Here is a 22,137-nt window from a genome sequence, read left to right as displayed (position 1 = left end):
CCGGTGGCGCCCTAGGAGGGAGAGCGGGGAAGTCTGAGGGCGGCCAGGACCGGGAAGTGGTCCGTGGCCGCCCTCAGGTCCGCTTCGGTGACGCCGGGCAGTCCGACGGGGACCCCACAGCCGATGATCTCCACACCCTCGGAGGCGAAGACCGCGTCGATACGGCGTCGGGGCTCGCCCGGCGAGAAGGTGGCCTCGCTCCCCCAGGGCCGGGCGGCCCAGCCGTCCCGCAGCCCTCCGGCGATCCTGCGGAAGGCCCGGCCGTCGGGGCGGTCGTTGATGTCACCGGCCGCGACCGCGTACGGGACATCGAGCGCGGCGACCCGGTCCAGCAGCATCCCGGCCTGGTCGTAGCGTTCGGCGGCGGCCAGGCTCAGATGGCAGCTGACCACGCCGAGCCGGATGCCATCGGTGTCGCGGTGGCCGGTCCCGAAGCGCAGTACGGCGGTCGCGAAGCCGCGCCGGTGCAGTCCGGGGACCCGGGGCAGCAGGATGTCCTCGGTCCGCTCCACTTGGGCGCGCAGCGAGGTGAGGATCATCGGTCCGGTCGCGGTGGCCCCGCCCGTGGTGTAGACGAGGCCGGTCTCCCGGGCGAGCCATGCCGCGGCCTTGCGCCAGCGGAAGAAGCGCGGCGCCTCCTGCACGCACAGCACATCGGGGGCGCAGGCCCGGATCACCCGGGCCAGCGCCTCGCGGTCGTCGCGCATCGAGCGGATGTTGTAGCTGAGCACACGCACCACCGCCGCGTCCGGGCCGGTGGTGGATCCGGGCAGGTCCGCGAGCGCCACGGCGGCGGCTCGGGGTCAGCCCTGGCGGGCCAGGTCGGCGGCTCCGACGAGCCCGGCCTTGCCGCCGAGCTGGGCGGCGAGCACCTGGGCGTGCGGGCGCCACCGGTTGCCGACGAGCCAGCGGCGGAAGGACTTGCGGATCGGCTCCAGGACGAGATCGCCCTCGTCGGAGACCCCGCCGCCGACGATGAACGCCGAGGGGTCGAAGAGCGAGGCGAGGTCGGCGAGACCGGCCCCGGCCCAGCGGGCCAGCTCGCGGAAGGAGTCGATGGCCACCGGGTCGCCCTGGCGGGCGGCGTCGCTGATGTGCTTGCCCTGGATGCCCTCGGCGGTGCCGTCGCCGAGGCCGAGCAGCACCGTGGCGTTCTCGGGGGTGGCGGCGGCGCGCTGCTTGGCGTAGCGGACGAGGGCGCGGCCGGAGGCGTACTGCTCCCAGCAGCCCTGGCTGCCGCAGCCGCACAGCAGACCGTCCGGGACGACCCTGAGGTGGCCGAACTCGGCGGCGATACCGAACCGGCCGCGGTGCAGCTTGCCGCCGATGATGATGCCGCCGCCCAGACCGGTGCCGAGGGTGATGCACACGACGTCGTCATGACCGGCGCCGGCGCCGAAGCGGTACTCGCCCCAAGCCGCCGCGTTCGCGTCGTTCTCCACCACGACGGGCAGGCCGACGCGCTGCTCGACCTTGTCCTTGAGCGCCTCATGGCGCCAGTTGATGTTGGGCGCGAAGAGCACCGTGGCGCGCTTGTCGTCCACGTAACCGGCGGCGCCGATGCCGACGGCCTCGACGTCATGCCCGGTGCTCACCTTGCGCACCGCCTCCGCGATGGCGTCGACGACCCCCTCCGGGGTCGGTGGGGTCGATACCGTGCTCGTTTCGAGAATCGAGCCCTCTTCGTCGACCACGCCAGCCGCGATTTTCGTGCCGCCGATGTCGACGCCGATGGTGAGTCCCATGAGTCCCTCAGTTATTTGGTCGAACCCCGCCGTGGCCAACGGTACCGGAGAAGCGCTCAATCGAGGTCGATGTGTTCACTACTCGAACTCTCGCCTCCGTCATCACGGCCCTTGCCACCACTCTCCGTACCCTTGGTCCAGCGCTCCTCCTGGCCCGCAACAGCGGCGCGATAGGCGGCCAGCAGCTCCGTCCCGGCGCTGGCGAGATGGTCAAATACGTCCGGATTGCGCTCGATGACCGGCTCTACGGCCGCCTTGGCCTGTGCGATCAATTGTTGTACGGCACCGTGGACAGGGGTCCCGGCGAGCGGAGACTCGGTCCCGGTGAACCGGTCGGCCAGCGCCTCGGCCAGCTTGAGCAGCTCCTCGGCGGCGCTGCCGGGCTCCTCCTCCGCCGATTCCCGGGCCCGGCGGGCCCGCTCGGCGGCGAGGTCCTCGGCGCAGGCTCGCTCCCAGGCGTCGGGGTCGATCTCGGAGACCGGGATCTCGGTGTCCGGGGTGTCTGCGGGGCGCTCGGTGGCATCGCTCATGGCGAACTCCTGCGGCGGGGAGGCTGGCTGTCCGGTGCGTTCATCCGGGCTTGCCACCGACGTTACCGGAACGGCGGGGCCCGGTCAGAGCCCCCGGGATCGGAGCCGGGTCAGAGCCGCTTGGGCCACAGGTCGGGGTCGGGGCTGAAGCGGACCTGGAGCCATCCGTCGCGCAGTCCGGCGCCGGAGACGGTGCAGCGGCGCAGCGCGGACGGCAGGGGCAGCACCCGGTGGAAGGGGCCGACGGTGACGATCAGTTCATCGCCGCGGCGGACCAGGGTGAGGGCGTCCCGGTCGGCGCCGGGCAGCGGCAGCCGCCACAGCAGGATGCCGTCGTCGGCGAGCCGGTCCTCCACGGTCCAGGGGTCGGGGGCGGGACGGTCGGGGCGGGGCCGCGGCGCCCCGATGACCTCGGCGAGGGCGGCGAGGCCGGCGGGACGGGGACCTGCCGCGGAGTCGGGGCCGGGCTCGTCTCCGGTGGCGGGCTGGTCACCGACGCCCTGCGGATCGCGGCCCAGATGCGGCAGCTCACGCACCGGCACGGCGGGTGCCCACTGCTCGTACAGCTCCTTGAGCGCGGCCTGCTGCTGGCCGGAGAGGGCGGCGAGCCAGGGGTCGGCGGTGCCGGTCGGCAGCAGCCGGTTGGCGATGACCTCCTCCACCCGGCAGCCGTGCAGCGCGAGCCCGGCGCGGGCGGTGCGCAGCGCGCGGTCGGCGAGCGGACCGGGGTCCACCACCAGCCGTACCGTCGTGGCCTCGGACTCGATGACGCCCTGGACCGCCGCGAGCTCGCGCTCCCAGCGCTCGGCCGTCTCGTAGAGCTTCTGCGCGGGCATCGGCACCCCGGCGAGCTGGGCGAGCATCGGGCGCAGCGCGCGGGCCGCCTGGCGCTCGGCGGGCAGCAACCGCCGCAGATAGCGCCGCAGTTGCTCGGGCAGCGCCAGCACCCCGATGGCCTCCGAGGCGGGCGGCATGTCGACCACGAGGACGTCCCACCCGGCGCCGGGCGGGGCGGTCTGAGCCATCCGCAGGGCGCGCAGCAGCGCGAAGGATGCCATCCCGGGGAGGGCGGTCAGCTCCTCGCCGTCCAGCGGGGTGGCGCCCAGCATGTCCAGGGCGCCGCGGCCGCGCTCCTGGAGCGCGGTCAGCTCATCGCGGAACCAGTGGTCGGTGACGATCCGGGCCGCCCACAGCCCCGGGGTGACCTCGACGGGGACGGACCAGGGCAGCCGGTCGGCGGCCCGGCCGGGGACCGGGCGCAGCGCCCCGATGCCGAGCAGGGTCTCGGGGGTACCGTCCGGGTCGGCGGTCAGCAGCAGCGCCCGCTGCCCCTCACGCGCGGCGGCCAGGGCGGTCGCGGCGGCCACGGTGGTGCGGCCCGCGCCGCCGGTACCGGTGACGAGGACCGTACGCATGAAAGAAGCCTCCGGGCGGGGTGATGCGGGGTGCGTGGGCGAGGGTGCGGGGTGCGCGGGTCGCACCACCGTGGCCGCCAGGACGGCCCCGGCCGGAGCGTACCCCGGCGGCCGGGGCGGGCCCGGTCATCCGGTGCCGCGTCCCGCCCTCGCCGCCACCGGCTCAGGGCATGCGAGATGCCCCGGCCGGTGTCAGACGTTCTCGACGCGCTTCTTCAGGCCCGCCAGGGCGCGGTCGATGATGACCTTCTCGGCCTTGCGCTTGATCATGCCGAGCATGGGGATCTTGACATCCACGGTCAGCTGGTACGTCACCTCGGTGCGCTTGCCGCCGTCGACCGGGGCGAGCCGGTAGGAACCGTCGAGGGTGCGCAGCATCTGGGACTTGACCAGGGACCAGCTCACCTCGTCGGCACCGGTCCAGGTGTAGGCGAGGGTGTAGTCGTCCTTGATCGCCCCGGCGTCGAGCACCATCCGCACCTGCTCGGCGCGGCCGCGGTCGTCCTTGGTGAGGATGTCGGCCTCCTTCACCTCTCCGGACCACTCGGGGTAACGGTCGAAGTCGGCGATCACCTCCATCACGTCGGCCGGTGCCGCATCGATCGTGATGCTCGAGCTGGTGTGTTCCGCCATCGCCGTGGCTCCTCCGTACCGGTCCGCCGCATGGGGTGTCTGCCGGTGAAGGCTACCGCGCGCGGCTCACCACTCCAGGGCCCAGGGGGTGCCCGAGGAGGCGAAGTGTCCGACGTTGACGCACTCGGTGGCGCCGATCCGCATCCGGCGAGCGAGCGGCTGATGGACATGGCCGAAGAGGGCGTACCTGGGGCGGACCTCGTGAATCGCCTCGAGCAGGGCGGAACTTCCCCGCTCGAAGCGGCGGGCCACGGTGTCGTAGCAGAGCTCGGGAACGTCCGGCGGGATATGGGTGCACAGCACGTCCACCCCGTCGCCAAGGGCCACGATCTTGGCGGCGTAGGTCTCGTCGTCGATCTCGTACGGCGTGCGCATCGGACTGCGCAGACCACCGCCGACAAAGCCGAAGACCAGTCCGCCGATCCGCACGCGCTCACCGTCGAGGACGGTGAGCCCGGGGCGGGCGTACTCCGACCACAGAGACGGTATGTCGACATTGCCGTAGGTGGCGTACGTCGGGGTGGGGAACGCGGCGAACAGCTCGGCGTACTGGCGGCGGACGGCGGACTCGATCGCGGCGCGGCGGTCGAGGCCCTCCCACAGCCGGTTGCCGAACTCCCGTGCCTCCTCGAAGCGGCGGGCGGTGCGCAGTTCGACAATGCGGTCGGCGTTCTCGACGCCGAACAGATCGGGGAAGATCCCGCGGGAGTGATCCGCGTAGTCGAGGAAGAGGACGAGGTCACCGAGGCAGATCAGGGCGTCCGCTCCGTCACCGGCCTTCCCCAGGTCCTCGCTGTTGCCGTGCACGTCGCTCACCACGTGGACTCGCATGCGTGTCACCCTAAGACCTGCGGCCACCGGGCCGTAAGGTGTTCTGTCGCCGCAGCCCCGCGTCTACCTGCGGTTACTTACCAGTCGTCGGTCCGGTCGACTAGTCTGCGGACAGGATGAAGGCGGTGTGTGACGCATAAAACATCTGGGCAGAAACCCCTATCCCGGAGCCAGTACCGATGGGTAACGTCCGGGCCGTCCAACCACACCCCCCATGCCCTGTAGCGGGTCCGGCGCCCCACGAGGAGCAGCAGTCTTGCGCGAGTTCAGCCTTCCGGCCCTGTACGAGGTTCCGGCCGACGGAAATCTGACGGACCTCATCCGACGCAATGCCGCCCAGCACCCGGATGTCGCTGTGGTCGGCCGCAAGGTCAACGGCCGGTGGGAGGACGTCACCGCGACCGCATTCCTGGCCGAGGTGCGCGCCGCCGCCAAGGGTCTGATCGCGGCCGGAGTGCAGCCGGGCGACCGGGTGGGGCTGATGTCGCGCACCCGCTACGAGTGGACGCTGCTGGACTTCGCCATCTGGAGCGCGGGCGGCGTCACCGTGCCGGTGTACGAGACGAGTTCACCGGAGCAGATCCAGTGGATCCTGAGCGACTCGGGCGCGGTCGCCGCGCTGGTCGAGACCGGGGCGCACGAGGCGGCCGTGGAGTCCGTCCGGGACTCGCTGCCCGCGCTGGAGAACGTCTGGCGGATCGAGGGCGACGCCATCGAGGCGCTGCGCAAGCTGGGCGCGGACGTATCCGACGAGGTGGTCGACGAGCGCTCCTCGGTCGCCAACGCGGACTCCCCCGCCACCATCGTCTACACCTCGGGCACCACCGGCCGCCCCAAGGGCTGTGTGCTCTCCCACCGCAGCTTCTTCGCCGAGTGCGGCAACGCGGTGGCCCGGATGAAGCCGATCTTCAACACCGGTGAGTCCTCGGTGCTGCTGTTCCTCCCCGAGGCCCATGTCCTGGGGCGGCTGGTGGAGATCGCGGCGGTGCTGGCCCCGATCAAGCTGGGCCATGTCCCGGACATCAAGACGCTCACCGATGAACTCGCCGGATTCCAGCCCACCTTGGTGCTGGGTGTGCCGCGGGTCTTCGAGAAGGTCTTCAACTCGGCGCGGGCCAAGGCGCAGGCCGAGGGCAAGGGCAAGATCTTCGACAAGGCGGCCGAGACCGCCATCGCCTACAGCACGGCGCTGGACACCCCCTCCGGGCCGTCCCTCCGGCTGAAGTTCACGCACAAGGTCTTCGACCGGCTCGTCTACAGCAAACTGCGGGCCGTCCTCGGCGGCCGGGCCACCCACGCGATCTCCGGCGGTGCCCCGCTGGGCGCGCGGCTGGGCCACTTCTACCGGGGCATCGGCTTCACCGTGCTGGAGGGCTACGGCCTCACCGAGACCTGTGCCGCGACCACCTTCAACCCCTGGGACCGGCAGAAGATCGGCTCGGTGGGCCAGCCGATGCCGGGCTCGGTGGTGCGGATCGCGGACGACGGCGAGGTGCTGCTCCACGGCGACCACCTGTTCACCGAGTACTGGAACAACGAGGCCGCGACCGCCGAGGCGCTGTCCGACGGCTGGTTCCACACCGGCGACGTCGGCACCCTCGACGAGGACGGCTATCTCACCATCACCGGCCGCAAGAAGGAGATCATCATCACCGCGGGCGGCAAGAACGTCGCCCCGGCGGTGATCGAGGACCGGATCCGCGCCCATGCCCTGGTCGCCGAGTGCATGGTGGTCGGCGACGGGCGTCCGTTCGTCGGCGCGCTGGTCACCGTGGACGAGGAGTTCCTGCCCCGGTGGGCCGCCGAACACGGCAAGCCGGAGGGTGTCACCGTGGCCGAACTGCGGGACGACGCGGATCTGCTGGCCGAGGTCCAGGCCGCGGTGGACGACGGGAACGCGGCGGTGTCCAAGGCGGAGTCGGTACGCAAGTTCCGTATCCTGCCGACCCAGTTCACCGAGGACTCCGGACATGTCACCCCGTCGCTGAAGCTGAAGCGGAACGTGGTGGCGAAGGACTTCGCGTCCGAGATCGAGGCGATCTACCAGGGCTGAGGCCCCACGTGCGCTGTGTTCTCACGGCCGTCCGCGGGCCGCGGGGCGGCCGTGAGAACAGTTCGGAGCAGACCACCGGCCCGGTGGGCTCAGCGCCTCACAGCAGTGACGTCAGCCGCTCGGCCAGCAGATCCCAGCGCCAGCGCTCCTCGACCCACTCCCGGCCCCGCTCCCCCATACGGCGCCGCAGCTCCGGGTCCTCCAGCAGGACCACGATCCGCTCCGCGCACGCCTGGGCGGAGCCGCCGGGGACCACCCAGCCGGTCTCCCCGTCCAGCACCGCGTCCGGCGCGCCGCCGGAGTCCCCGGCGACCACCGGGAGTCCGGTCGCGGACGCCTCCAGGTAGACGATGCCGAGCCCTTCCACGTCCAGCCCGCCGCGGCGGGTGCGGCAGGGCATGGCAAACACATCGCCCGCGCCGTAGTGGGCGGGCAGTTCCTCCCAGGGCACGGCGCCGGTGAAGCGCACCGAGTCCGCCGCCCCGGTGGTCTCCGCCAGCCGGCGCAGATCCTTCTCGTACGGGCCGCCGCCCACGATGAGCAGCACCGCGTCCGGCACCCGCCGCAGGATCGACGGCATCGCCTCGATCAGCGTGTCCTGCCCCTTGCGCGGTACCAGCCGGGAGACACACACCACCACGGGCCGGTCGGCCAGGCCCAGCCGGGCTCGGATCTCGTCCCCGCCCGACCCCGGGTGGAAGATCTTCTCGTCCACCCCGGGCGGCAGCTGGACCATCCGGGACGCGGGCTCGGGGCCGACCGCCGCGGCGATCCGGGAGCGGGTGTACTCGCCGAGGTAGGTCAGGGTGTCGGTGCCCTCGCCGATCCGCCGCAGCAGGGTGCGGGAGGCGGGCAGCTGCGCCCAGGCTGCCTCATGTCCGTGGGTCGTTCCCACCAGCCGCCGCGCCCCGGCCTTGCGCAGCGCCGGGGCCATCAGACCCAGCGGCGCGGCGGCGCCGAACCACACCGAGGTGCAGCCGTGTTCCCGCAGCAGCGCGGTGGCGCGGCGGGTGACCCGCGGAGTGGGCAGCAGCATCGTCGTACGGTCACGGACCACGCGGTACGGCTGCTCGGCGTCGAAGCGGGCAGTGGCCTCGACGCCCTCCTGGCCGCGCTTCCAGGTGGAGGCGTAGACGACGATCCGCTCCGGGTCCAGGCACAGCGCGATGTTGTGCAGGAACGCCTGGATGCCGCCGGGGCGGGGCGGAAAGTCGTTGGTCACGAGCAGGGTCTTGTCCATCGCCGCCGACAGTACCGGGTTGTGGCGACGGCTCGCGGGCCCGGGGCGGGGCAGCGGCGCCGGCCGCCGTCGAGGGCTGCCGCTCCCCGGCGCCGCGCCATCCTCGTGCCGCTCCCGCCCCGTCTACTCCAGCTCCACCGCCATGTACCTGCGCCATGCGTCCGTGAACTCCTCCGGATTCACGTCCAGCACCCGGCGCAGCGCCGACTCCACCGCCCCGGAGCGCCGGGGCGCCTCGCCGACCGCGCGGTAGAACTCCACCAGCTTCCGCGCGCCCCACCGGTCGGCGATGAGCCGGCAGGCCAGCCAGCCCTGCTCGTATGCCCGGGAAAGCCGGTCCGGATCGCTGCCGAAGCGGAAGTCGTCGTCACGCGGAAGGGCGCGCGGCAGATGGCCGGAGGCCACGGAGTCGGCCAGCTCCGGGGCGACTTGGCTCGGGGTGCGGCCGGGGGTGCGATAGCCGACCCAGTCGGCGAACCCCTCCGAGAGCCACAGCGGGGTGGCGGCGGTGGTGGCGGAGCGGGTGGCCACATGGGCCGTCTCATGGGTGATCACGACCTGGTGGCCGAAGTCGCCGAGGACCTGGTACGCCTCGGGGTTGACGATCACGCGGTCGGCGGCCGAGGGGCTGCCGGCGTTCCCGCCGACCTCCCCCGTGGTGACGGCCGCGATTCCGCGGTAGCCGTTCGGGGAGGCGCCCAGCAACGCGGCCATCCGGTCCAGATCGGCGGGGACCTCGACCACGACCCGCCCGGCCCAGACACCGGGCCACACCCTGCTGAGCGCGGGCACCGCGCGGTCCGCGGCGTCGGCCACTTCGCGCAGCAGCCGCCGCTTGTGGCCGACGCCGAGCACGAGGCTGTGCGCACCGCGCACCACCTCCACCCGGCCGTCGTCCCACAGCTGCTCCCCGGAGTGCTTGCCGTCGACCACACCGTCGTCGGAGGCGACGTACCAACTGCCGCCGCGCTGCGCCAGCGTCAGGTGCTGGGCGGAGATCACCGGCGCGGTGTCGTATCCCTCCAGCCGGTAGCGGAGTTCGACCTGTGCGGCCAGGCGGCGGCCGCTGCCCAGCGCGGGTTGGAAGCCGCCGGTGCGCACCAGCCGGTAGCTCCAGGAGCGCAGCGGTACGGCGGCCATCCGCCGGAACACCCGGCGCTGCTCGTCCCGGTAGCGCCGGGAACCGCGGTCCACGGTGGCCAGGAAGGCGGCAGCGTCCCGCTGACGGACCGCCTCGGCCCGCCGGTCGAGCATGTGCTGCACGGACCGGGCGTCCCGACCCAGGGGGTCGTCGGAGCCGGTCACCGGACCGCATCCGGTCAGCGCCGCCACCGGCAGTACCCACACCAGCGGCAGGCACAGCAGCGCCCGCCATCCACCCGACCTCCACCGACCCGCCACGCCATAGATCGTACGAGCCCGCGCGGCCGGGTTCAGACGCGTGTGACGGAAGAGATCGGCATCATGCCGACGGGGTCGTAGCGGACCCGCGCCCCGGGGTGGGGGGCGTGGATCACCTGGCCGTTGCCCGCGTACATCGCCACATGGCTGGCGTCGGCGCGGTAGACGACCAGATCACCGGGGCGGGCCTGGGACAGCGGCACCTGCTGTCCGGCCCCGGACTGGGCCTGGGAGGTGCGCGGGATGGCCACTCCGGCGTGGGCGTAGGCCCACTGGGTCAGCCCCGAGCAGTCGAAGGCGGTGGGCCCGGCCTGGCCCCAGGCGTACGGCAGTCCGAGGGCGGCACGGGCCGCGCCGAACGCCGCCGCGGCCCGTGGGGAGGACGGCGGAAGCGATCCGGCGAGGGCACCGGGGACGCCGTAGGCGGCGCGCCCGTCGCGCGAGACCCGTTCGTACGCCGCGCGCTCGTCCGGGGGCAGTTCATTGACCATCCGCCGGACGATGGCCAACTTGCGCCGTACATCCCGCTTGTGGCGGGCCACGGCCTTTCTGCTGTGTTCCAGGCGCACCAGTTTCGCCGCGGCCGCGGCGCGCTGCTGGCGCAGGGTGCGCTGGGCCTCCTGGAGGACCCGCAGCTGGGCGCTCTGGCGGTGGCCGATGCGCTCGAGGGTGGTGGCCTTGTCGAGGTAGGCGGCGGGCTCCTCGGAGAGGATCAGCGCGAGGCCCGGGTCGACGCCGCCGCTGCGGTACTGCCCGCCCGCGAACGCCCCGAGAGCCACCCGCATCCGGTTGACCCGCTCCTGACCGCGGGCGACGCGGTCCTGGATCCGGTCCACCTGGCGGCGCAGCGTATCGGTGCGGGCCTCGGCCGCGTTGTAGCGCTCGGTGGCCCGCTCCGCCTCCGCGTAGAGGCGCTCGGTCCGGTCGCTCAGCAGCCGGGCGGCGGGATGGCCGTCGGCGGGGTCGTGCGGTTCGGCTCCGGCGGAACCGGCCCCCAGCGCGGCGGCGGTGGCCGCGGCGGCCGCCGCGGCGGCGGTCCAGACGGTAACCCGGCCGAGGCCGGGCTTCGGGACGCGGTGACATGACGCCATGAAAGCCGCACTCCTTCCACGGTGTGGGGCCCCGCTGTGTCGGGTTCCGCAGTGTGGGTTCCGTCCTGCCGGAACGAACTGCGGGCAGACAGTAGCCGGGTGGCTACGCGGGGTCAAAACCCGGAAAGGGGTGCAAGGGTGCGCAGACGCGGACGCCCCGCCGGAGACGCAGGTCACCGACGGGGCGGGGGCCAGGGGAAGTTGTGGGGATTCGCCCGATCGGACGGCTTTCCCGATGTTTCGACGCCTGGTTCCGGAGGGTGTGTCCGAGCGGAGAGCCGCTCAGTGGCTCATATCCGCACGCCGAACTGGAACGGCATGTTGTCCATCGCCTCGAAGCGGACGTTGGCGCCGGGCTTGGGGGCGTGCAGCACCTGCCCGTTGCCCGCGTACAGACCTATGTGGTGCAGATCGCCGTAGAAGAGCACCAGGTCGCCGGGCTTGAGCTCACCGCGGCCGATCCGGGTACCGGCGTTGGCCTGGTCCTGGGAGATACGCGGCAGCTGCACCCCGGCCTGCTGGTACGCCCAGCCGGTGAGCCCGGAGCAGTCGAAGGAGGAGGGACCGGTCGCGCCCCACACATACGGGGAGCCGATCTTGGTCTTGGCGGCGGCCAGCGCGGCGGCGGCGCGCTGCGAGTCGGGCACGTCATCGCCCAGGTTCACACGCTCGCTGGAGCGGTTGGCGCGCTCCCGCTCCTTGGCGGCGAGGGCGGCGCGCTCCTTGGCGGAGATGGTGTTGAGGAGCTTCTGGGCCTTGGAGAGCTTGCCCTGGATCTCCGACTTCTTCTCGCCCAGCGCCTTACGGGTGTCCGCCAGGTCCGTCAGCTTGGTGGACGCCTGCTCGCGCTGCTGCTTGAGGGAGCGCTGCTTGTCACCGATCTTGCGCAGCGCCTCGGCCTGCTTACCGCTCAACTGGCTGAGCGTGGACGCCTTGTCGAGGTAGGTGTCCGGGTCGGAGGAGAGCAGCAGCTGCACCGAGGGGTCGATACCGCCGGAGCGGTACTGGGCGGTGGCCATCGAACCGAGGCCGTCGCGCAGCTTGTTCAGCTCCTCCTGGCCGCGTGCCACCTTGTCCTGGAGGTCGCCGACCTGCTTCTCCAGCTTCTTCTGCTTCTCCTTGGCCCCGTTGTACTTCTCGGTGGCCTGCTCCGCCTCTTCGTAGAGCTTGTCGACCTGCTCCTTGACGTCCTTCTTGTCCTGCTTGGGAGCAGCCTGGGCGGCCTGGGAGGTGAGGGCGACGGCCGCGGCGGCGGTCGCGGTGAGGACGGTCACCCGAGTGCGGCTCGGCTGCTTGGGTCGACGGTGGGACGCCACGAAGGCGAGCTCCTTCTTCCTCCAGCCGCCTACCGGGTGGGTGGGGGGTCGAGACCCCGGCTCCGCAAAAAGCGCTTGCGGACTCGGCGGTACCCCCGCTGTCATCCCCGATGGATGATCAACCGCGCGGAGGTTCGAGGTGACGATAGTGACCCTGCCGTGATCCGTTCAAATCCCAACGGCAAAAAAATGCCCCTCCGAGCACATCTTTTACAAACATCACACGGGCAGTAGCGGCCAATTGACGCTGCGCTGATAATCTGACGTCGCTCAGGTCCGGGTAAGTCGCTTCAGCAACAGAGCCGATGCCACCGGACGCGCACCGGCGCGTGCCACCCCGTCCGCCACTTCGCGGTCGGTCGACACCACGACCACCGGCCGCCCCGGCGGTTCGGCCCGCACCAGCTGCCGGATCAACTCGTCCGCCGTCACCCCCGGCTTGCTGAACAGCACCCGCACCCCGCGCGGTGGCGCCAGCAGCACCGGAGCGGCCAGCTCCGCCCCGTCGAAGACACAGGTCATCTCCGCGCCGGTCTGGGCCGCCAGCACCGCGAGACCGCCCAGCAGCCGCAGCCGCTGCTTCTCCAACGGCATGGTCGGATAGCCGGTTTTGGTGACGTTGTAGCCATCCACCACCAAATGCGCCTGCGGCAGCGCGAGCAGCTGGTCCAGCAGGGCCGGATCGGTTTCGGACAGCGCCCTGGTCGCTATGTCCTTCGGGGTCATCCGGCCCGGTTCCACCGCGTCCACCGTCTCGGCGGGGCGCATCGAAGCGGGCGGCAGCGCCAGTTCGCGCCGCAGGCCCTGCGCCGCCTCCAGCACCGTGTCCAGCAGCAGCCGCACCCGCATGTCCTCCACGCTGCGGCCCTCGCGCACCGCCCGGCGGCTCGCCTCCAGCGCCGACTCGGTCTCCGCGAGCCGGGCCCGCAGCCGCCGCGCCTCACCGTCCGCGGTCGCCTGCCGTGCCGCCGCCTCGGACCGTACAGCCTCCAGCTCGGCCTCGGCCTTGCGCAGCGCCGCGGCACCGCGCTTCACATCGCTCTGCGCGCTGCGCAGCTTGCGCTGGAGCGCGTCGCCCTCCTTGCGCGCCGCCTCCAGCTCCCCGCGCACCCGCTCCGCCTCGTTGCGCGCCGCGGCCCTGGCCTCCGCCAGCTCCTCGCGCAGCCGCTGGAGCTCCCGCTCGGCCTCCTCCCCGGCCCGCTCGGCCGAGGCCCGCTGCGCCTCCTCACCGGCCGCGTCGACCAGCTTCACCCAGCCGGTCGGACGCAGGACGTACGCCACCGCGGCGACATCCACCGGATCGGCCGCGGCGGGCGGCGAACCGCCCTCGATGGCCTCCGACAGCTCCGGCTGGGTCTCGCGCAGCCGTGCCGCGATCCGCTGCCGGAAGACCGGGTCGCTCTCCACCGCGGCGGCCATCGCGTTCCCCGCGAACTTCGCGCGGCGGGTCGGGGTGAAACGGGCGTACTGCCGGAGCTGGGGAGGCAATTCGGTGACCGTCAGGCCACCGAAGGCGTCCGCGACGAGCCCCACGACACGCCGCCGCACCCCTTCCGGCAGGGGGCGGTCGAGCGCCTCGGTGACGCCCTCGGCGTCACCGGCCGCCCCGGGGCCGCCCGTCCGCTCCACCACCTGTCATCGCTCCGTTCTCAGGCGCTCGCACCCGCACTCGGCCGGTCCACCAGCTCGATCTGGTCGACCGCGTTGCACCAGCGACAGCGCACTGACTCAATGGTCTCACTGACCACCTCGCGCTCCTCGACCTTCGGCTCCCCGGCCAGGTCGAGATGGACATACTCCACGGCCTTCGTCGAGCGGGTCACATCAAATCGGGTGAGGTTGCCACACAGCGTGCAACGCCAGCGGGTCTCGGCTGTCGGCGTGGGAACGGCCATCGGTCTTGTGTCCTCGCTTCTCGGCACGTCTCTCGGGGGTCAGATCTCGGGGGCTCAGATCTGGGGCTCAGGGGCGTCCTGTAACCCTACGGCCTGAGCCCTGGCCCGTGCCGTGCCCATACCGCCCCTCGGCACCGCGCGGCGAGGCACTCTGGGCAGGTTGTGCCCGGTACGCGATGATCTGGCCATGATCGATACGTCTGAGGGTTCCGGTGAGACGTCCGGCCGCCCCCTGATGACGTACACCTTCATCGTCAGCTGCTGTCTGATCTTCGTCCTCGGCCCGGCCTCCGGCCTCAACCCCGAGTACGGCACGGGCGGGGAGCTGCTCCAGGCCCAGTCCGCCTACTTCGAGCGCTGGGGGGTGGTCCCCAGCGCCCTGTGGAGCGGCGGGCCCGGTCAGCCGCTGACCCCGCTCACCGCGCTCTTCGTCCACGGCAACTGGCTGCACCTGCTCGGAAACATGCTGTTTCTCTACGTCTTCGGTGCGATGACCGAGGAGCGCATGGGACGAGTGCAATTCGCCCTCTTCTACCTCGCCACCGGCTATCTGGCGCTCCTGGGCTACGCCGCGGCCCACGCCGACTCCGGGCAGACCCTGGTCGGCGCCTCCGGAGCGATCTCCGGGGTCCTCGGCGCGTTTCTCTGGCTCTTCCCCCGGGCCCGGGTGACCAGCCTCTTCCCGTTCCTGTTCTTCCTGCCGCTGCGCTTCCCCGCCTGGGTGGTCCTGGTCTTCTGGGTCGCCCTCCAGTGGCTCGCCGCCCGCGAGGCCGACGACCACCCAGGGGTGGCCTATCTGGCCCATCTGGTGGGCTTCACCCTCGGCTTCCTCTACGCATGGGCCCGCTTCGGGCGGACGGCTAGAGTGGGCGGCGCAGCCAGGTCCAGCGAGGGAGAAAGCCAGCCATGATCACTTCGATCGTGCTCATCAAGACCAGCGTGGACCGGATCCCGGAGATCGCCGAGAAGATCGCCGCGCTGGAGGGTGTGAGCGAGGTCTACTCGGTCACCGGCGCGCACGACCTGATCGCGATGGTGCGGGTGGCCGAGCACGACGACCTCGCGGACATCATCCCGGGCAAGATCAGCAAGGTCCCCGGGGTGGCTTCCACGGAGACGCACATCGCCTTCCGCACGTATTCCCAGCACGACCTGGAAGCGGCCTTCGCCATCGGCCTCGACGGCTGACCCACCCACCCGGGGCAGTCGCCTCGCATGCCTGACGCCCCATCGCCCGCGGAGCGACGGGCGACCCGCCCGGCCACCGGCGGCGCCGGACCAGGCCACGGCGGTGGCTCACCGACGTCCGCCCAGCGCCGCGGGCAGACGCCCGTCGCGTTACCGCTCGCCGCGGGGGCGGGGGAGCGGGGCGGGGCACCGCCCGGTGGGGTCAGTCGCGGGCGGGGACGCAGCGGCCGTCTTCGGTGCGGTAGGTCCACTGGGCGCCGTCGCGGACCAGTTCCTTCACCGCGCGGACGAAGCGGTCCACGTGCTCGTCCGGGGTGCCCGCGCCGAAGCTGACGCGGATCGCGTTCAGGGAGCGCTCGCCCGGCGCGGCCTCGGGGGCGCCGCATTCGCCCGGCTCCTCCGGCTCGCTGCCCAGCAGTGTGCGGACCAGCGGGTGGGCGCAGAAGAGGCCGTCACGGACGCCGATGCCGTACTCCGCGGAGAGCGCGGCAGCGAAGTGCGAGCTGTTCCAGCCGTCCACCACGAACGACAGCACCCCCACCCGCGGGGCGTCCTCGCCGAACAGCGAGAGCACCCGCACCTCCGGCACCTCCGCCAGGCCCTCCCGGACCGCGGCGATCAACTGCCGCTCACGGGCGACCAGACCGTCGAACCCGGCCTCGGTCAGCGCCTTGCAGGCGGAGGCGATGGCGTAGACGCCGATGACGTTCGGCGAACCCGCCTCGTGCCGGGCGGCGGTGGTGTGCCACTCGACGTCCACCCCGCCGTCTTCCCGCCGGGCGACCTTGCGGCTGGCGCCGCCGCCCGCCAGGTACGGGCGCGCCTCGCGGAGCCAGTCGGCACGTCCGGCCAGCACTCCGGCGCCGAAGGGCGCGTACAGCTTGTGCCCGGAGAAGGCGACCCAGTCGACGTCCTCCGCCGCGATGTCCACCGGGTGGTGGGGGGCGAGTTGGGCGGCGTCGAGGACGATACGGGCGCCGTGGGCGTGGGCCGCGGCGGCCAGCTCCCGCACCGGCCAGAGCTCACCGGTCACATTGGACGCACCGGTCACGCACACCAGCGCCGGGCCCCCGGTCCGCTCCGCGAGCGCCCGCTCCAGCGTCTCGACGGCCTGCCGCGGGGAGCGCGGCGCGCTGAGGTAGCGCACTCGGACGTCCTCGCGCTGCTCCCAGGGCAGCAGCGAGGCGTGGTGCTCGGTCTCGAAGACGAAAACCTCGGTACCGGACGGCAGCACGGCGGCCAGCAGGTTGAGCGAATCGGTGGTGGAACGGGTGAAGACGACCTGGTCGTCCTCGCGGCAGCCGAGGAAGGCGGCGACGTCCGCGCGGCTGTTCTCGAACAGATCGGTGGACAGCTGCGAGAGGTACCCGGCACCGCGGTGGACGCTGCCGTAGTACGGGGCGTAGGCGGCGATGTCGTCCCAGACCCGCTGGAGGGCGGGGGCGCTGGCGGCGTAGTCGAGCGCGGCGTAGGTCACCTCGCCACCGGTGACCAGGGGCACCCGGACATCGGCGCCCAGCACGGACAGCGGCTCACAGACATCGGCGGCAGCGGGGGCAACGGAGGCGGCAGGGCGCACGGACATGGCGAATTCTCCCGGAGGGTGAAGGCGTGAATGCGTCACACGCGGACCCGGCGGTTCACCGCCGGTGCGGGCGTGGAAAATCGCTCAACGCACGGAACAGGGCACCGCGCGGAGGCTGTGGGATACGGGCCGTCCGGCCCTAAAGCATTCGCTGCGTCACGGAAGAACTCCCTCGACCACCAGGACCCCTAGTGCGAGGGGTCCGCGCTTGCCGCAGACCTCGCTGCCTGCGGCCCGGTCATCACCCGGGGCACCCCGCCACGGACGGAGGGTTGCCGGACAGCGGGCCGGGGCCGTAGTCGCTGTCGCTCGTGACCTGGTCAGGAGTATGCCATACGGAGAAACGGCGCACCGCCCCTGTCCGGCATCCGGGCAAGGGCGGTGGGACGGCAGGGCCTTACGCGTTGCTGGCGCGTACCCATCGCTCCAGGGCGTTGCGCGCCGCCCCCGAGTCAATGGACTCCGCGGCGCGCGTCAGCCCCTCCCCGATCTGCTCGGTGAGCGTCTTGGTGCCCGGCTCGGGGTCCAGCGCGGCCAGCGCGGCGGCCGAGTTGAGCAGCACCGCGTCCCGGACCGGGCCGGTCTCCCCCGCCAGCAGCCGGCGTGCCACATCCGCGTTGTACGAGGCGTCGGCGCCACGCAGGGACTCCACCGGGACGAGGTCGATACCGAGGTCACGCGGGTCGAAGGTCTCCTGGCGTACGGTGCCGTTCCGCACCACCCACACCTGGGACGTCGCGGTCACGGTCAGCTCGTCGAGGCCGTCGTCGCCCCGGACGACCAGCGCGGACGAGCCGCGCTCGGCCAGCACACCGGCGACGATGGGCGCCATCCGGGCGTCCGCCACACCGGTCGCCTGGGTGCGCACCCGGGCCGGGTTGGTGAGCGGGCCGAGGATGTTGAACGTGGTGCCGATGCCCAACTCCCGGCGGGCAGCGGCGACATGGCGCAGCGACGGGTGGAACTTCACCGCGAAGCAGAAGGTGATCCCCGCCTCCTCGGCCACCTCGACCACCCGCCGCGGGGTCAGGTCGAGATTGACGCCCAGCTTCTCCAGGACGTCGGAGGCTCCGCTGGCGGAGGACGAGGCACGGTTGCCGTGCTTGACCACCCGCGCTCCGGTACCGGCCACCACCAGCGCCGACATCGTCGAGATATTGACCGTCCTGGCACGGTCGCCGCCGGTGCCGACGATGTCGACGGTGTCCCCGGGGACCTCGATCACCGCGGCGTGCTCGTACATCGTCCGGACGAGCCCGGACACCTCGGCCACGGTCTCGCCCTTGGCCCGCAGCGCCACGATGAATCCGGCGATCTGCGCGTCGGTGGCCTCACCGCGCATGATCCGGTCCATGGCCCAGGCGGTGTCATCGGCGCTGAGGTCCTGGCCGTCGAGCAGTGAGGTGAGCACATCCGGCCAGGTGCGGGCCGTCGCGGTGCTGTCGCCTCCGGCTGGGGTCACAACGTCCATGGTCCGCTCCTGGATCCGTGGGGGTGGGCAGGGGAAAGGGGAATCCGCACGGGTGTCTGCGGTCGGCCCCGCCGTTAGCCTAGCGGCGCCGTGGCCGCGGATGCCGGGCGCCCGGTGGGCCTGATCCGGCGGACACTCCTGGCCACCGCGCTCGGCCGAACGGCCAGGGCCCCGGCCGGACCGTAGTGGTCCGGGCCGGGGCCCTGGTCTGTGGGTGGCGTCAGCGGTGTACCGAAGGATCAGTGGTGGCCGTGGCCACTGGTGATTTCCTGGTACTCCTCGCGGGTCGGCTTCGGGATCATCGCCTGCTCGCCGTAGTAGCTCTTGGAGAGCTTCGAGCGGAGCTTGTCCTTGCGCTTTATCTTCCGCGCGACCCCGTTCTCGTCGACCGCCGGGCCGACCTCGAACGGCTTCGGCTGCTCGTGCTGGGTCAGCGTGTGCAGCTGCTCCTGCGAGAGCGGCTCATGGACCTCGACGAACTCACCGTGCGGCAGCCGCTTGATGATGCCGGTCTCCCGGCCGTGCAGCACCTTGTCGCGGTCGCGGCGCTGGAGGCCGAGACAGATCCGCCGGGTGGCGATGAAGGCCACCACCGGTCCGGCGAAGAAGCCGATCCGGACGAACCACGTGATCGCGTTGATCGACAGATGGAAGTGGGTCGCCCAGAGGTCGTTTCCACCACCGATCAGCATCACGAAGTACGCGGTCAGCCACGCCACACCGAAGGCGGTACGGGTCGGGGCGTTGCGCGGGCGGTCCAGGATGTGGTGCTCGCGCTTGTCACCGGTGATCCACGACTCGATGAACGGGTAGACGCCCATCGCCAGCAGCACCACGGGGAACAGCACGATCGGGATGAACACACCCAGGACGAGCGTGTGGCCCCAGATGTTGATCTCCCAGCCCGGCATCACACGGACCAGACCCTCGGCGAAGCCCATGTACCAGTCGGGCTGCGCACCGGTGGACACCTGGTCCGGCCGGTAGGGACCGATGGTCCAGATCGGGTTGATCGTGGCGACCGCGGAGAGGACCGCGATCACGGCGAAGACGAGGAAGAAGAAGCCGCCCGCCTTGGCCATGTAGACCGGCAGCAGGGGCATGCCGACCACGTTCTTGTTGGTCTTTCCGGCCCCGGGGTACTGCGTGTGCTTGTGGTAGAAGACCAGGATCAGGTGCGCCACCAGCAGACCGAGCATGATGCCCGGCAGCAGCAGGACGTGGACCGGGTAGAGCCGGGCGATCAGATCCGTGCCGGGGAACTCGCCGCCGTACACGAACATCGTGATGTAGGTGCCGATGACCGGGACCGACAGGAACACACCCTCGATGAACCGCAGACCGGTACCGGAGAGCAGGTCGTCGGGGAGCGAGTAGCCGGTGAAGCCGGTCAGCATGCCGAGGAAGAACAGCAGGAAGCCGAACAGCCAGTTGATCTCACGCGGCTTGCGGAACGCACCGGTGAAGAACACCCGCATCATGTGCACGAACATCGCGGCGAGGAAGATCAGCGCGGCCCAGTGGTGGATCTGCCGGATCAGCAGACCGCCGCGCACCTCGAAGCTGATGTCCAGCGTGGAGGCGAACGCCTCCGACATCCGCACGCCCTGCATGGGCTCGTACGGGCCGTGGTAGACGACCTCGCCCATGCTGGGGTGGAAGAACAGCGTCAGATACACACCCGTGAGGATGATGATGATGAAGCTGTAGAGCGCGACCTCACCCAGCATGAAGGACCAGTGGTCCGGGAAGATCTTGCGCATATTGGCCTTGGCCATGCTGTAGATGCCCAGCCGGCCGTCGGCCCAGTCGGCAACGCGCTCGCCCGCGGACGCTTTACCGCGCCGCTGCGCGTCGTTGGCCTGTGCAGTACTCATCCGCGCTCCCAGAAAGCAGGACCGACGGGCTCCGGGAAGTCGCCCATGGCTTCGAGGTACCCCTCGTCATTCACCGTGATGTGCAGCTGCGGCAGCGCATGCCCGGCGGGACCGAAGATCACTCGGCCACCGTCGGCGAGGTCGAAGGTCGACTGGTGGCAGGGGCACAGGACGTGGTGGGTCTGCTGCTCGTACAGGTTGATCGGGCAGCCCACGTGCGTGCAGATCTTCGAGAACGCGACGATGCCGTCGTGCGACCAGTCCAGCTCATGCTTGTCCTTGATGTCCTCCGGCTGGAGCCGGACCAGCATCAGGGCAGCCTTGGCGATCTCGGTCTGGAAGTCGTGCTGGTCCTCCTCCATGCCCTCGGGCATGGCGAAGGTCAGCGAGCCGACGACGATGTCCTCGGGGCGCAGCGGCTGCATGGTGTTCTGGTTCATCAGCAGCTTGCCCTTGGCCCACTTGGTGTGCCGCAGCTTGGTGCCGGGCATCGGGCCGAGGCCACCCAGCAGCACCAGGCCGGAGAGCGGCACCAGCGCCAGGGCGCCGAAGAGGGTGTTGCGCGCCAGCTTGCGGCGGCCGAACCCGGACTCGGCGGCACCGGCCCGGAAGTCCGCCATGACCTTGGCCTTGACCTCGGGGCTGGCCTCGATCGGGTGGCGCTCGTCGGCGATCTCCACATCGGACATCAGGGTGCGGGCCCAGTGGACCGCGCCCGCGCCGATACCGAAGAGGGCGACCCCGAGCGTCAGGCCGAGCGTGAAGTTGAGCGCGCTGATGTGGCCGATCGGGAAGACATAGATGTACTTGTCCACCGGGATCGCCACATACGCGGCGATGAAGGCGATCGTGGCCAGCATCGAGGACGTGAAGAGCAGGGCGACGGTGCGCTCGGAGCGCCTGGCGGCCCGCTCGTCGATGTCCTGCTTGCGGTGCTCATGCGGCGGCATGCCCGGATCGGCGAAGGGGTCCTCGGAGACCTCCACCGCGCCCTCGGCGGTCTCCCGCTTCTCGGGCAGCTGCTCGTCTGCTTCTGGAATCTCGTGGCTACTCATGACTTCTTGGCCTTTGCGGTCCGGGCGGCGACCCAGATGGTGAGGACGATCAGGGCGCCCATGCCGAAGATCCACGCGAACAGGCCCTCGCTGACCGGGCCGAGCCCGCCGAGCTCAAGGCCACCAGGGGTCTTGGTCTTGTCGCTGTTGACCGTGTCGAGGTACGCGATGATGTCCTGCTTCTCCTTCTCCGGCATCGTGGTGTCGGGGAAGTTCGGCATGGCCTGCGGGCCGGTCTGCATGGCCTCGTAGATGTGCTTGGGACTCACACCATCGAGCGCGGGCGCGTACTTGCCGTTGGTCAGGGCACCGCCCTTGCCGGCGAAGTTGTGGCACTGCGCGCAGTTGGTACGGAAGAGCTCTCCGCCCCTCGCGACGTCCGCGCCGTCGATGTTGTACTGGCTCTTGGTGGGCGTCACCGGACCGGCGCCGAGCGAGGCGATGTACGCGGCGAGCTGCTCGGTCTCGGCGTCCGTGTACACCTTCTTCTTCTTCGGCATCTGGGCGCCCGGCTGCTGGGCGGGCATCCGGCCGGTGCCGACCTGGAAGTCGACGGCGGCGGACCCGACGCCGACCAGGCTCGGGCCGTCGGAGGACCCCTGACCGCCCGTGCCGTGGCAGCTGGCGCAGCCGACGGCATAGAGCTTCTTGCCCTCCTCGATGGCGAGGGACTGGGCGGAGCTGTCATCAGCCTTCGCCTCGCTCGGCGAGAACGCGGCGTATGCCCCCCCAGTGACCGCCAGCGCGAAGAGTAGGACGACGAGCGCAGCCAGCGGATGGCGTCGTCGTGCGGAGAGCTTTTTCACGGATT

Annotated in this window: 20 protein-coding genes and 1 riboswitch; of the genes, 3 read left to right on the top strand and 17 right to left on the bottom strand. The window is 71.4% G+C overall.

Features of this window, described 5'->3' with window-relative positions; translation table 11 throughout:
- Window positions 1-11: 11 nt before the first annotated feature.
- The 6 genes from JK363_RS09960 to JK363_RS09935 all read right to left on the bottom strand — a co-directional run bounded on the left by JK363_RS09960 (window position 12) and on the right by JK363_RS09935 (window position 5,154).
- Window positions 12-788 (bottom strand): endonuclease/exonuclease/phosphatase family protein, encoded by a 777-nt coding sequence (locus tag JK363_RS09960; protein WP_201874013.1) that lies wholly within the window; start codon window positions 786-788, stop codon window positions 12-14.
- Between the two features lie 15 nt (window positions 789-803).
- Window positions 804-1,745 (bottom strand): ROK family glucokinase, encoded by a 942-nt coding sequence (locus JK363_RS09955; protein WP_201874010.1) that lies wholly within the window; start codon window positions 1,743-1,745, stop codon window positions 804-806.
- 56 nt (window positions 1,746-1,801) lie between these two features.
- The gene (locus JK363_RS09950; RefSeq protein WP_201874003.1) at window positions 1,802-2,275 is read right to left on the bottom strand and encodes a DUF5304 domain-containing protein; all 474 of its coding nucleotides are present in this window, start codon (window positions 2,273-2,275) and stop codon (window positions 1,802-1,804) included.
- A gap of 110 nt (window positions 2,276-2,385) precedes the next feature.
- Complete coding sequence (locus tag JK363_RS09945) at window positions 2,386-3,690, bottom strand: ArsA family ATPase (RefSeq protein ID WP_201874001.1); 1,305 nt, start codon at window positions 3,688-3,690, stop codon at window positions 2,386-2,388.
- A 192-nt stretch (window positions 3,691-3,882) separates the two neighbouring features.
- Window positions 3,883-4,323: an SRPBCC family protein gene (locus JK363_RS09940; RefSeq protein ID WP_201874000.1), complete on the bottom strand. Its 441-nt coding sequence runs from the start codon at window positions 4,321-4,323 to the stop codon at window positions 3,883-3,885.
- Between the two features lie 66 nt (window positions 4,324-4,389).
- Complete coding sequence (locus JK363_RS09935) at window positions 4,390-5,154, bottom strand: metallophosphoesterase family protein (RefSeq protein WP_201873999.1); 765 nt, start codon at window positions 5,152-5,154, stop codon at window positions 4,390-4,392.
- Between the two features lie 256 nt (window positions 5,155-5,410).
- On the opposite strand from JK363_RS09935, the gene JK363_RS09930 reads away from it, so the two are divergent.
- On the top strand, window positions 5,411-7,207 hold the full coding sequence (locus JK363_RS09930; protein ID WP_201873998.1) for an AMP-dependent synthetase/ligase: 1,797 nt from the start codon (window positions 5,411-5,413) through the stop codon (window positions 7,205-7,207).
- Between the two features lie 97 nt (window positions 7,208-7,304).
- Here the strand turns inward: JK363_RS09930 and JK363_RS09925 are convergent, their stop codons facing one another.
- The 6 genes from JK363_RS09925 to JK363_RS09900 form a co-directional block, all read right to left on the bottom strand.
- A complete protein-coding gene (locus tag JK363_RS09925) occupies window positions 7,305-8,447 on the bottom strand; it encodes a glycosyltransferase family 4 protein (RefSeq protein WP_201873997.1) in 1,143 nt (380 codons plus the stop codon).
- Between the two features lie 123 nt (window positions 8,448-8,570).
- Entirely contained in the window at window positions 8,571-9,848 is a 1,278-nt protein-coding gene (locus JK363_RS09920) for a ParB N-terminal domain-containing protein (protein WP_372444734.1), read from the bottom strand.
- A gap of 32 nt (window positions 9,849-9,880) precedes the next feature.
- Window positions 9,881-10,939 (bottom strand): C40 family peptidase, encoded by a 1,059-nt coding sequence (locus JK363_RS09915; protein WP_201873996.1) that lies wholly within the window; start codon window positions 10,937-10,939, stop codon window positions 9,881-9,883.
- Between the two features lie 290 nt (window positions 10,940-11,229).
- Window positions 11,230-12,255, bottom strand: coding sequence for a C40 family peptidase (locus JK363_RS09910; RefSeq protein WP_201873995.1), 1,026 nt, complete (start codon window positions 12,253-12,255; stop codon window positions 11,230-11,232).
- 270 nt (window positions 12,256-12,525) lie between these two features.
- Entirely contained in the window at window positions 12,526-13,887 is a 1,362-nt protein-coding gene (locus tag JK363_RS09905; RefSeq protein ID WP_307821668.1) for an NYN domain-containing protein, read from the bottom strand.
- 17 nt (window positions 13,888-13,904) lie between these two features.
- A complete protein-coding gene (locus JK363_RS09900) occupies window positions 13,905-14,150 on the bottom strand; it encodes a hypothetical protein (RefSeq protein WP_201873990.1) in 246 nt (81 codons plus the stop codon).
- 187 nt (window positions 14,151-14,337) lie between these two features.
- On the opposite strand from JK363_RS09900, the gene JK363_RS09895 reads away from it, so the two are divergent.
- Together JK363_RS09895 and JK363_RS09890 are read left to right on the top strand one after the other, a co-directional pair.
- A complete protein-coding gene (locus JK363_RS09895) occupies window positions 14,338-15,060 on the top strand; it encodes a rhomboid family intramembrane serine protease (protein ID WP_201873989.1) in 723 nt (240 codons plus the stop codon).
- The gene (locus tag JK363_RS09890; protein WP_201873988.1) at window positions 15,057-15,338 is read left to right on the top strand and encodes an Lrp/AsnC family transcriptional regulator; all 282 of its coding nucleotides are present in this window, start codon (window positions 15,057-15,059) and stop codon (window positions 15,336-15,338) included. The genes JK363_RS09895 and JK363_RS09890 overlap by 4 nt, the downstream gene beginning before the upstream one ends.
- Window positions 15,339-15,540: 202 nt before the next feature.
- Here the strand turns inward: JK363_RS09890 and JK363_RS09885 are convergent, their stop codons facing one another.
- The 5 genes from JK363_RS09885 to qcrC form a co-directional block, all read right to left on the bottom strand.
- On the bottom strand, window positions 15,541-16,923 hold the full coding sequence (locus JK363_RS09885; RefSeq protein ID WP_201873986.1) for an aminotransferase class V-fold PLP-dependent enzyme: 1,383 nt from the start codon (window positions 16,921-16,923) through the stop codon (window positions 15,541-15,543).
- Between the two features lie 199 nt (window positions 16,924-17,122).
- Window positions 17,123-17,240: riboswitch (SAM riboswitch) on the bottom strand.
- Between the two features lie 80 nt (window positions 17,241-17,320).
- The gene (trpD, locus tag JK363_RS09880) at window positions 17,321-18,394 is read right to left on the bottom strand and encodes an anthranilate phosphoribosyltransferase (RefSeq protein ID WP_201873984.1); all 1,074 of its coding nucleotides are present in this window, start codon (window positions 18,392-18,394) and stop codon (window positions 17,321-17,323) included.
- A gap of 239 nt (window positions 18,395-18,633) precedes the next feature.
- Window positions 18,634-20,271 (bottom strand): cytochrome bc1 complex cytochrome b subunit, encoded by a 1,638-nt coding sequence (gene qcrB, locus JK363_RS09875; RefSeq protein ID WP_201873983.1) that lies wholly within the window; start codon window positions 20,269-20,271, stop codon window positions 18,634-18,636.
- Window positions 20,268-21,326 carry a cytochrome bc1 complex Rieske iron-sulfur subunit gene (gene qcrA, locus JK363_RS09870; protein ID WP_201873982.1) on the bottom strand — a complete coding sequence of 353 codons (1,059 nt, stop codon included), beginning with the start codon at window positions 21,324-21,326 and terminating at the stop codon, window positions 20,268-20,270. The genes qcrB and qcrA overlap by 4 nt, the downstream gene beginning before the upstream one ends.
- Window positions 21,323-22,132, bottom strand: coding sequence for a cytochrome bc1 complex diheme cytochrome c subunit (gene qcrC, locus JK363_RS09865; protein ID WP_201873981.1), 810 nt, complete (start codon window positions 22,130-22,132; stop codon window positions 21,323-21,325). The genes qcrA and qcrC overlap by 4 nt, the downstream gene beginning before the upstream one ends.
- Between the last annotated feature and the right edge of the window lie 5 nt (window positions 22,133-22,137).

Origin of the sequence: Streptomyces coffeae, from assembly GCF_016741875.1 — a bacterium.
In the GTDB taxonomy this organism is placed as follows: domain Bacteria; phylum Actinomycetota; class Actinomycetes; order Streptomycetales; family Streptomycetaceae; genus Streptomyces; species Streptomyces coffeae.
The sequence above is the reverse complement of the archived record's forward strand: the minus strand, read 5'-3'. Positions and strand labels throughout refer to the sequence as shown.

Bases quoted from the DNA above. Each gene is read 5' to 3' on its own strand.
- JK363_RS09885 (WP_201873986.1), bottom strand. From the start codon at position 16,923: ATGTCCGTGCGCCCTGCCGCCTCCGTTGCCCCCGCTGCCGCCGATGTC.
- trpD (WP_201873984.1), bottom strand. From the start codon at position 18,394: ATGGACGTTGTGACCCCAGCCGGAGGCGACAGCACCGCGACGGCCCGC.
- JK363_RS09940 (WP_201874000.1), bottom strand. From the start codon at position 4,323: ATGGCGGAACACACCAGCTCGAGCATCACGATCGATGCGGCACCGGCC.
- JK363_RS09935 (WP_201873999.1), bottom strand. From the start codon at position 5,154: ATGCGAGTCCACGTGGTGAGCGACGTGCACGGCAACAGCGAGGACCTG.
- JK363_RS09950 (WP_201874003.1), bottom strand. From the start codon at position 2,275: ATGAGCGATGCCACCGAGCGCCCCGCAGACACCCCGGACACCGAGATC.
- JK363_RS09895 (WP_201873989.1), top strand. From the start codon at position 14,338: ATGATCGATACGTCTGAGGGTTCCGGTGAGACGTCCGGCCGCCCCCTG.
- JK363_RS09955 (WP_201874010.1), bottom strand. From the start codon at position 1,745: ATGGGACTCACCATCGGCGTCGACATCGGCGGCACGAAAATCGCGGCT.
- JK363_RS09925 (WP_201873997.1), bottom strand. From the start codon at position 8,447: ATGGACAAGACCCTGCTCGTGACCAACGACTTTCCGCCCCGCCCCGGC.
- JK363_RS09890 (WP_201873988.1), top strand. From the start codon at position 15,057: ATGATCACTTCGATCGTGCTCATCAAGACCAGCGTGGACCGGATCCCG.
- qcrA (WP_201873982.1), bottom strand. From the start codon at position 21,326: ATGAGTAGCCACGAGATTCCAGAAGCAGACGAGCAGCTGCCCGAGAAG.
- JK363_RS09915 (WP_201873996.1), bottom strand. From the start codon at position 10,939: ATGGCGTCATGTCACCGCGTCCCGAAGCCCGGCCTCGGCCGGGTTACC.
- JK363_RS09900 (WP_201873990.1), bottom strand. From the start codon at position 14,150: ATGGCCGTTCCCACGCCGACAGCCGAGACCCGCTGGCGTTGCACGCTG.
- qcrB (WP_201873983.1), bottom strand. From the start codon at position 20,271: ATGAGTACTGCACAGGCCAACGACGCGCAGCGGCGCGGTAAAGCGTCC.
- JK363_RS09945 (WP_201874001.1), bottom strand. From the start codon at position 3,690: ATGCGTACGGTCCTCGTCACCGGTACCGGCGGCGCGGGCCGCACCACC.